The organism is Cyanobacteriota bacterium (assembly GCA_025054735.1).
Classification (GTDB): domain Bacteria; phylum Cyanobacteriota; class Cyanobacteriia; order SKYG9; family SKYG9; genus SKYG9.
Window position 1 is genome coordinate 1 of sequence record JANWZG010000116.1, and the last position, 9,885, is coordinate 9,885.

9 protein-coding genes are annotated in these 9,885 nt (G+C 48.5%); 2 read left to right on the top strand and 7 right to left on the bottom strand.

Annotated features, from left to right (window positions below; translation table 11 throughout):
- Window positions 1-7: 7 nt before the first annotated feature.
- Window positions 8-640 (top strand): response regulator transcription factor, encoded by a 633-nt coding sequence (locus NZ772_07425; GenBank protein MCS6813387.1) that lies wholly within the window; start codon window positions 8-10, stop codon window positions 638-640.
- A gap of 96 nt (window positions 641-736) precedes the next feature.
- Here NZ772_07425 and NZ772_07430 read toward each other — a convergent pair whose 3' ends face one another.
- From NZ772_07430 to NZ772_07450, 5 genes are all read right to left on the bottom strand, one after another.
- The gene (locus tag NZ772_07430; GenBank protein ID MCS6813388.1) at window positions 737-1,945 is read right to left on the bottom strand and encodes a hypothetical protein; all 1,209 of its coding nucleotides are present in this window, start codon (window positions 1,943-1,945) and stop codon (window positions 737-739) included.
- A 72-nt stretch (window positions 1,946-2,017) separates the two neighbouring features.
- A complete protein-coding gene (locus NZ772_07435) occupies window positions 2,018-2,782 on the bottom strand; it encodes a serine/threonine protein phosphatase (GenBank protein MCS6813389.1) in 765 nt (254 codons plus the stop codon).
- Window positions 2,783-3,144: 362 nt separating this feature from the next.
- A complete protein-coding gene (locus tag NZ772_07440) occupies window positions 3,145-4,410 on the bottom strand; it encodes a DNA repair exonuclease (GenBank protein MCS6813390.1) in 1,266 nt (421 codons plus the stop codon).
- Window positions 4,411-4,422: 12 nt separating this feature from the next.
- Window positions 4,423-4,737 carry a hypothetical protein gene (locus NZ772_07445; protein MCS6813391.1) on the bottom strand — a complete coding sequence of 105 codons (315 nt, stop codon included), beginning with the start codon at window positions 4,735-4,737 and terminating at the stop codon, window positions 4,423-4,425.
- Between the two features lie 264 nt (window positions 4,738-5,001).
- On the bottom strand, window positions 5,002-6,663 hold the full coding sequence (locus NZ772_07450; protein MCS6813392.1) for a CocE/NonD family hydrolase: 1,662 nt from the start codon (window positions 6,661-6,663) through the stop codon (window positions 5,002-5,004).
- 1,162 nt (window positions 6,664-7,825) lie between these two features.
- Here NZ772_07450 and NZ772_07455 point away from each other — a divergent pair.
- Complete coding sequence (locus NZ772_07455) at window positions 7,826-9,136, top strand: NAD(P)-dependent oxidoreductase (protein MCS6813393.1); 1,311 nt, start codon at window positions 7,826-7,828, stop codon at window positions 9,134-9,136.
- A 58-nt stretch (window positions 9,137-9,194) separates the two neighbouring features.
- Here the strand turns inward: NZ772_07455 and NZ772_07460 are convergent, their stop codons facing one another.
- Together NZ772_07460 and NZ772_07465 are read right to left on the bottom strand one after the other, a co-directional pair.
- On the bottom strand, window positions 9,195-9,737 hold the full coding sequence (locus tag NZ772_07460; protein ID MCS6813394.1) for a Uma2 family endonuclease: 543 nt from the start codon (window positions 9,735-9,737) through the stop codon (window positions 9,195-9,197).
- A 35-nt stretch (window positions 9,738-9,772) separates the two neighbouring features.
- On the bottom strand, window positions 9,773-9,885 hold a 113-nt coding region (locus NZ772_07465), incomplete at its 5' end, for a dTDP-4-dehydrorhamnose 3,5-epimerase (protein MCS6813395.1).

Here is a 9,885-nt window from a genome sequence, read left to right on the forward strand (position 1 = left end):
AACTCGGCTGGCAATCAATGATTATTTGTCAGCGGCTGGCTATTCGGTCATTGTGGCTGAGAATGGCTCTGTTGCGTTGCGTATGCTAGACCAATGGCAACCCCATCTGCTGATCACAGATATCAATATGCCTAGTATGGATGGTTACCAGCTAGTGCAAAAATTGCGTCAACAGCCGGAGTTAAGGCTCATGCCTGTGGTTTTTCTCACTGCTCGCGCTCAGGTTGAGGAGCGGATTAAGGGTTACCAAGTTGGTGGTGATGTCTATCTGCCTAAGCCATTTGAGCTAGCTGAGCTAGGAGCAGTAGTGCGCAGCTTGTTAGAGCGATCGCAAATCGTGCAACATAGCCTTGTCAAGGCAGAGTTGCAAGCACAATCACAGGCTACTAAATACCAGGAAGCTGTAGGAGAAGTCAGCAAGGCTGTCAATCCTCAGCGATCGCCCAGTAATTTGACCCCACGAGAGCAAGATGTCTTACGACTACTAGTGGAAGGACTTTCCAATAGCCAAATTGGCGAGCAGTTGCATCTCAGCGCCCGCACAGTCGAAAAATACGTCAGCAGTTTGTTGCGCAAAACTGCAACTAATAACCGGGCCGAACTAGTGCGCTACGTGATGACCCATCACTGGATTGATTAGGGATTAGCCATAGGTTTTTGGGTGAAATCCAATTTGGATCCTAATGCACTAGTTTTTTACCCTACAAGTTCGCTATCGAGATCTGGTACAAGTTCGCTATCGAGATCTGGTAGGACTCAACCTCTGCCAAGTTTCTAGGGTGGGCGATCGACCTCCGATACCTTGTCGCTGGCGTTGCACTGCCGCAGCAAAATTAGCTTGAGCTGTAGGAGATAGACCAACCTGAAGCACCTGTTGTAACACCTTTTGCCGCACATCTTCAGTTTGCCGATCTAGAGCATCTTGGAGCACATCAAAGCGCCTAATATTACTAGCCAACTTATCAAAGGTTGCAACCGCAAGGGGCACATAGCTGGCATCAACACCACGGTAAAGATAGCGCACAAGGGTATCTGCAGCCTTTACTGCCAACTCTTCCTCTAGGAAAGACAACTGGTTAAGTCGAGCTTGTACCTCTGCGGGGGAATTACCACAGGACACCTGGGTCAGGTTTAGAGAGACCCAGCCAATCAGAGGCTGCCGAATCTTGAGCCAGCCCTGGAGGGAAGTAACCACCGTAATTGGTGTACCCTGGGGTAGTTGTCCCAGGATATTAGTCGGAGTGATTTCAGGCAACAGCCGCACATGGGTAGGCGGGTTGGGATCTTGCACTTGGGTAATGCAGATCATTGGCTCTTCTCCTATACCTGTATCATCCACCTCAAATTTTGCACCCGCAGCACGAAATTCATTGACCAGGGCAGTTACCAGCGTCTGTGGTAGTCCTAGCCGCGTGAGGAGATTAGGAGTGATGCTCCCAGGAACCAACCCTACCGACTCTGTTAGCACAATCCATGGCCCATCGGATTGCTGCTGAATCAACAAGGCATAACCATCAAACGGTAAATCGCCTACTCCGGCAAACCACTCGGCTAAGGCGTAGTTATTCACAATGGCGATCGCACCAACTTGCAAGGGCACCACTGGCCTAGCACTGTTGGGAACACGATTAATCTCTGCCTGCAAAGCAGCCTTAATTAAGGGATCAGCCAGAACAGTTTGCCGGATGGCCTCTTGCTGCTGGCTATCACGGCGAGATTTCTCCACTACCTTTGCCCCACGATCAGCCTCGGCACGATCAACCTTAGACTGCTGGCTGATGGATGCCTTTGGCTCTGATAGGGATGCCTTTGGCTCCGATATGGTAGCTATACTCGTAGAATTTTGGTTAGGCGAACAGACAGCAGACCCTGGGGCGATCGCCACAGATAACCCCACAACAACTTTAGCAATCCTAACTCCTAGGAACTTTTCAGCTTGCACCATGCTTATCCATAGAATCAGGACTTGATAACAGCCTAACATCCCAGGATGACGGATGCCATCTAATCCAGAGTCTTAGTGATGGTTATGACTCACAACGCGATAGCGAGCTAGGACATCTTGGGGTTTAACATGGGCGATCGCCTCGTCTAGGGGCAACGAGCGGAACTGACCGCTATGATAAACATTAACCTGATAAACCCAGCGATTATCTAAGTCAATTGCAGTCAACCAGCCACTTTTAGGGTGATAGGCTCCTGTATCAATGTCTATCCAGCCAGATCCTTGAGCTAGTTCCCCAGGTTTAACACCAGGGAGGGTAAAGGTAATCGTATGCCCCACAATGATTGTCTTGTCAGCAAAGTAGGGTTCAGTCATACTGTGAAATTCCGTCCGAATCCAGCATAATTCTTGAGCTGTTTGGTCATGAACAGCTAACCCAGGATGAACACCTGCATGAACTAGCCAAAAATCTCCCAAGTCTAGGTAGTTTGGCAGCGTCCGGAACCACTTGAGATGCTCAAACAGTTGAGACAGATCCTTGCTATAACTGGTGACTGTTTCTTGCCCGCCGCTACATAGCCAGATGTGCATGTCTGGAGGCGAGGGTTCTTCATCAGGAAAGGCTTCTAGAAGGAGTTGTTCATGGTTACCCAGCAGTGACTGATAATTTTGCTTGATAATGAAGTCAACAACGCTGGCACTTTGAGGGCCACGATCGATCAAGTCACCGAGGAAGTAAACCTTGTCATCCGAATGGGGTGTAATTGCTTCCATGAGCAGCATCAAGCCCTCATAATGCCCATGAACATCACCTACTACAATCCGTCGCCCAGCCATTACACTTGTGTATTATTTACTCACTATTACTCCCAATTATGCCCAGATTAGTGTTGAAGAAACTACTCCCAAAGCAAGAGTTCACAGGAACTTGTCCAAATCTTTAAGTCTTGGACAAACTCCGAAGATTTACTGATCTGACGCTTTTGTCGTGATTACAGAGTGGTAGTGATCAAGAAGTAATGATTCAAGTGGGGGTGAGGAGAGCTAGCCCTCCTTGTGAGAACGTCCGTGAGCACGTCCTCTAAGCCCCCTTCCCAGACAATCATTACCTTTTATGACTGTCTATAGAGTTTCTCTGATTGCCTCAGAGAGAGCTAATAGTGGGGGTGGGATGTGCTTAGTTGATAGGTAGGTCAAGGTTAACGAGAAATCAATGCATCTTCGACTAAGCGATATAGAGCCAAATCTGAACGCCCCAGCAGTAGTTGCTCTTTCAAGTCAATCAAGGCACGGGCCAACTGATCAGCTTGATCACGATAGGTTGCATGGGCAGCGAGTAAATCGGTGAATACACGAGTTTCGATCGCCGAGCGAGGGGGGGGAGCATTATGATCCCAACCGCTCAGAGTATCGTATTCAGTGCCTACCAGATCATAGCGCAACAGCAACACTAGTGCGCCTGATCGCTGGTGAAGTTGATCGCGCAGGTCTCGGACATTCACATCTAACCGATTAAAACTCACTTGTCCATGAAGCTTGACTTCGACGATGGCATCTGCTGTGCGGGCTTGGTGACTCTGCACATAGGCGATCGTTCGCTCTACTACTTCTTCGACGGTCCAATTGCTCTCAACCTTGAAATCTAGGCGTACAATTGATCGCTGACGATAATCTCGCTTTAGTTCCGCTTGGATGCCCTGCTCTGTCATGGTTACAAGATATACTCCATGAGGACATTCCTCTTGGCTTTCTGCAATGCTATTGGCTTCTATGGCACCGGGGTTAAATATCCAGTCATCCAGCGTGTAGTTTTTGTGGATATGGCCCAGCGCTAGGTAATCAACACCAGCTTCTCGCAGCGGTAACAACACGGCTGGATCAAGCGCGCCTTGATAGCGGGCTATTTGTCCTTGCAGACCGTGGTGAAACATCATCACCATATAGGGGGGTGGTGTAGGTAGCTGCCGAATGCTATTAGCTAATAGCGGAATAGACTGCGGTGCCGAGGCTCCATACCATCGAGATCCTATTACACGTACTCCACAAGCTAGGTCAATGTAACCACCGCGTTTTGTTTCAGGACTCCAAGCTGAATAACAAGCGCCCTGTTCAGCCTGATCTTCCTGTGGCTCTAGCAGGATCAGCCAATCCCAATCTGCTAGGTAGCGCAGCCAACTAGTCTTTGTGCCATGGGGACGATGGTCATGGTTGCCCTCGATCGCCAACACTGGAATGTCTGCTGCCTTCAGCAGCTCAAGGCAAAGTTGGGCTTGGTTGAGCACAGCAGGTAGCACATAGCGATGTTCAAACAGGTCACCTGCAATCAACACAAAGTCCACCCGTTCCGCGACAGCATAGCGCTCTAGGGCATCATACAAAGCATAAAAAAAATCACGGCTCCGCTCAACAGAACCGTACATTTCATAGCCGAGGTGTACATCTGCGATATGCAGAAATCGAGGCATAGATCGTAGATTTTAGTTGTCGTCAAGCATGGCGGTCACAAATGCCCCAAGGGCAAAGGCAGCCACTAAGGGCATAGGGGACTGGAGCATAATCGTGAGGGCAGTGCCTGCGATCGCCCCCGTCCAGGCACAACCAATCCACCACCGCTCATAGGGAGTTAGTCCCTTTTCAGCCTTAATGCTACGTAGCACACTATTAGGGATGGGGACTGGCATCACAGCACCAGGAGGAAATGCCCAATAGTGCCGTTGCTCGATAAATAGGTCAGTCCAACCGTTCTCGCAGCACCAAGCTTCAACCCACTGGTAACAATATTTCTTGACCATGATGCAAAACGTCCTGTAACTTCACCTCTAAAGGCACCAAAGTTATCAACAGTTAACGACAAGACATTTTTGTAGTCTATGTAGACTAACAAGCTATGGTTGTCACCCGCAAGCAACGACATTAAACGTAATGTTCTACACGTCCAATAAGTATAAATGCCGATTCACCAGCATTGAAACAAGTGGCTGGTATACCGGCTGAGAGAAGACAATCCCAACTACCGTCTAATTTGCGGCGCAGTTGAGCAGCGTAACAAGCTGTAATCATTGGGATAGCAATCTGCGGGATTCCAGATGGTCTTCTGTTTTCGGCAAAATCAATCGGGAAGGGGTAGTGCTGCTACTGTGAATAGTCACAGTAATGATCCGAGCATCAATCAGGCGGCTTTCAGACAGAGGCTTACCAGTACCTGCATTGACAGGATAGGCTGGAAAGCAGGCAGCACTGATGCTTAGACGTAGCGCGTGGCCCGCGGCTAGACAGACACAGGTTGGTTGCAAAGTAATGTGAACCAACGATCGCCCATCCTCAACTCTTACATAGCCTTGGCTGACGTTATAAACAGCACCATTAGGATAGACTTCTGACAACACAGCACAAAGGTCAAAACTAGGTGAGTCAGTTGTGCAGTAAAGCTCTGCTACAGGAGTGCCCAGCAAGTGCAATTCTGTCTCCAGGGGTGGAGTGGTGTAAGTAAGCACATCACTACGGCAATCGATGGCACTACGATCGTAACTCCCCGCTGGACTGGCAGCATGACCTCCTAAAGCAGGTACTGGTCGCCAAGGGTCATGCACGATCATGTCTGAGACAGCACCATGGACAGCTTTGTCATCAAGTTTGCCATCGTTCGTGTCGATCGCAGCTAAACCAGTGCTAGCAAGATAGTGACTATCGCTTGCTTGAGCAGGCCATTGATCAAAAGTACACCATTGATTACTACCCATCTCGAACAGAGCAATCGATGGCTCAGTCAACAAACCTGTGTCTATGCCCTTGAGAAATTGGTCAAACCAGCGGAGTTGCAGCCGATCAATTTGACTTGTGGCTAAAGTTCCATAATCCATAGCCCCCACCTTACGCCCCCATGGCAGATGTGACCAAGGGCCAACAACTAACTGTTGACGATAGTGGCTCCGGCTAGCCATGGCTTGGTACAGGTTCAACGTCCCTCGCAGAAATGTATCAAACCAACCGCCAATGTGCAGCATTGGTAAATCAACACCCTGTAACAACTTAGAGGGAGATAGTCGTTGCCAGTAAGCACTGTCAGGTGGTTCCCGCAGCCAATCATGATAAAAAGAATCCTGTGCTAGTTGGGTCATAATGTCCGGTAGGGCAGGAATAGGGTCATGTAATGGCAGGTTACGGGTAGCCGCTAGCAGCTTGAGATAAGTTGCTTCATCATCAGCCAGCCGTGCAGTTTCTACTGCCAGTTGCAGTGCCCAGCTCAAGTTAGCTTGCAGGCAAAATGCTCCCCCTTCGTAGGCCCAATCCGCATAGAGGTCATAGCCTATCATGGCAGGACAGAGGGTCTTTAGAGCTGTAGGACGATGCACTGCGGCGTAGAGCTGAGTCATGCCTTGATAGGAAAATCCATACATACCCACCTGTCCATTGCTGCCGGGCAGTTGCGCTGCCCAGTTCACTGTGTCGTAGCCGTCATCAATTTCGTGGGTGAAGAGTTGAAAACTGCCTTGAGAGGTACCTCGCCCTCGCACATCTTGAATAACCACGATGTAGCCATGGGCAGCATACCAAGTAGGATGGGCATAGACAACGGTTGACGCGATCGCCCGTCCATAGGGTTGTCGCATCAACAGAACTGGGTACTCCCCAGTCACAGCCGGACGATACAAATCGGCATCTAGCCGCACGCCATCGCGGGTAAGCATCGTAACCGTTTCTTTGATCACCGAAGTCATCCTTACACCCATCCTGATCAGTACTCTTAACAGCCATACACCATGTTATTCACCTTGCTGTAAATTGCAGTGGCTTTGATAAGAGTTTTGGCCTGATAGTATCTAGGGTTTCGTGGATTTTGCTTGGTAGTGAACCCGATTAAGGCTGACCTAAAACTTTGCTAACACATTGATTTATGAATACTTGCAGGGGTTAGTCATGAATCCTAGTTGACTAACAAATCTTCTCTACACATCTTTTCTGTAGGTTGGGTTGAACAACTTGAAACCCAACACTAGTCTATGCTCCGTTAAGTTACGCTATCACTAACCTAACCTACAAGAGGGTAGTAGTTTCAAGAGTTTTGTCAGGCAACCAGTCATGAATCTTCAAATCTCATGAATCTTTAACTTCACCCAGTAATACTCGCAAAGTCTTCACACAAAAAAAGCAGTTTACTGTTACTGTATAAATGGCATCTACTGATGTAGGATCCAACGAGTGACCAGTACTGCAAGATTCAGTCCTTTGAGTTAAGAGCTGAGAGCTGCCTTATGTTTAGACTAAACCTAGTCAGAGAGACTATCCAAAGCCTAATTCTGCAAGTTTTATTGAAAGGCAAGCCGTTTGTGCTCGGTGCATTTGTTGTTCCAAATGTCGCAGCAGTTAGAATTCCTGGTGGATTGACTCCCCCTTGATTAGGGATAGGAGATTAATGATAGGAACTGGAAAACTAGCGTTTTACCCTTGCATCTAGGCGGTTTGCAGTTCCCTGAGAGAGCATTTGAAAAGTTTCTCAACAGCTTTGATTGATAAGAATTCCAAGCAAAGTTATTGGAAGTCACTGGCAGCTTTGTAGTAGAGCTTTTGGCTAACTTTTCAACTACTCCCTAAGCTATGCATTGGCAATCGCTATAACAGCAGCAACTTCTTGGCCTATTCAGAGCCTTAACCTTACCTTAATTGAGTTAAGACTCTGAGCTATCTGTACAGGAACAGTTCAGTTCAACAGGTTTCGGTCAATTTTGTGTTCACTGGTGATGACTGTGCTGGATCCTTGGCGTAAGTAACTTGAAGAGATCCTTAGTGTGATGCAGTGTATTTTTATATACAGTACACATGTTTTATTTAATGAAGTAGATCCGTCACCCACCATAAATTACCAAAGGAGCTAAATCGCTAATGATTATCGTTGATACTGCATTGAAAGCTCGTCATGAGGCAGGCAATCCTCTCAAAGTTGGGATGGTTGGCGCTGGAGCGATGGGATGGGGCATTGCGACTCAGATTGTCAACTTCACGTTAGGTATGGAGTTGGTGGCTGTGTCGAGCCGTACTCTGAAGAGTGCCCGTAAGGCATACGCAGAAGCCGGCATTGATGATCCAATCGAAGTAAAGACTCTCTTCCAACTTGAAGATGCTATCCGCCGAGGCAAACCTGCTGTTACGGAAAATGCTAGTCTACTGTGCCAAGCTGAAGGCATTGACATTATTGCTGAGGTGACTGGAACCATTGAATTTGCGGCTGGAGTAGTGCTGGAGGCAATCAATCATCAGAAACCAGTGGTCATGATGAATGCTGAGTTGGATGGCACGATCGGCCCCATCCTTAAGCACTATGCTGATCGCCAAGGCGTGATTTTATCCGGCTGCGAGGGTGATCAACCCGGTGTGGAGATGAATCTCTATCGATTTGTGAAAACCTTAGGATTACAACCACTGGTCTGCGGCAATGTTAAAGGCATGTTGGATCCTTACCGTACTCCAGCAACTCAAGCTGAATTTGCTAAGCGCTGGAACCAAACTCCACACATGGTGACAAGCTTTGCTGATGGCACCAAGATTGCCTTTGAGCAGGCGATCGTCGCCAACGCAACGGGCATGGTTGTGGCCCAGCGCGGAATGATCGGGCACTCTGTCAAGCATGTCGATGAACTCGTCAATGTCTATGATGTTGACCAACTGAAGCGTCTAGGTGGCATCGTTGACTATGTGCTCGGTGCGGAACCAGGCCCTGGAGTGTATGTGATTGGTTACACCGAAGACCCCACGCAACGCCACTATTTCCAGTATCTCAAGCGAGGTGAAGGGCCACTCTATTCTTTCTACACTCCCTATCATCTCTGCTGTGTAGAGTTTCCTATTTCTATTGCTCGTGTCGGACTACTCAATGATCCTGTAATTGCACCTATAGCTGGGCCAGTGGTTGATGTCATCACAACGGCCAAACGCGACTTAGAGGCAGGGGAAACTCTTGATGGCATTGGCCATTACATGACCTATGGGCAATGTGAAAATTCAGATGTAGTGCGCAAGAAGCGATTATTACCCATGGGTCTGTCAGAAGGCTGTCGCCTAAAGCGCGCTATCCCCAAGGATCAAGTTCTGACCTATGATGATGTTGAGCTTCCTGAGGGGCAACTCTGCCATAAACTCAGAGCAGAGCAAGATGCCATATTTGCACCCCAACGGCAACTCGCAACCGTAGGGTAGGGTCGGCCTTCCTGGAGGCAAGCTGAATTGTCGTGGGCTGAATTATGGTCTCTGTTGATTACTCAAACACTGGAGACCATGGTTCAGCGATCGCTAGCTCCCATCCTGGCAACAAGTCTAGTAGGGTCAGAATGTCTCCATCTTGAAACAGTTCTGGCTCTTGGTGAAGACGGTAGACCTTTAGGGTGCGGTCTTCTGGATTGATAAGAATCCCGATGCGCGTACCTTCCCGTAAAAAGGCGGCAATCTTGTCCTCTAGTTTGGCGATGCTATCGGCGGGAGACTTGACCTCAACTATCAAATCAGGTGCGAGTTCGGCAAAGGAGCGGGGTGCAACTTTCAGGCGTTCTGCTAGCACAAACGACACATCCAGAGCACGAGTATCTGCATTAGGCAGGATGAAGCCAGCGCTAGATCCCGTCACTCTTCCCAAACGCCTGGGTTTTGTCCAATTGCCCAACTGCCGAGAGAATTCTGAGGCAACTTCCTCAGACTCGTATCCTGATGGACTCATGACGACAATTTCCCCCTGAATCAATTCCATCCGATAGTCTGGGTGCTCGGCTTGCAACTTTTCTAAATCATGGATGGTTAGAGTCATGGTTATCTGTGCTACAAGGTTAGCCTAAGTGATGGTTACGCGTTTTCAAACAGGGGCCAGTTGGCATCTTTGTCAGAAATTACAACGACAGGGAGGGGCCACTCAATCCCAAATTTCGGATCGTTATAGCGGGCACCCCGTTCACAAC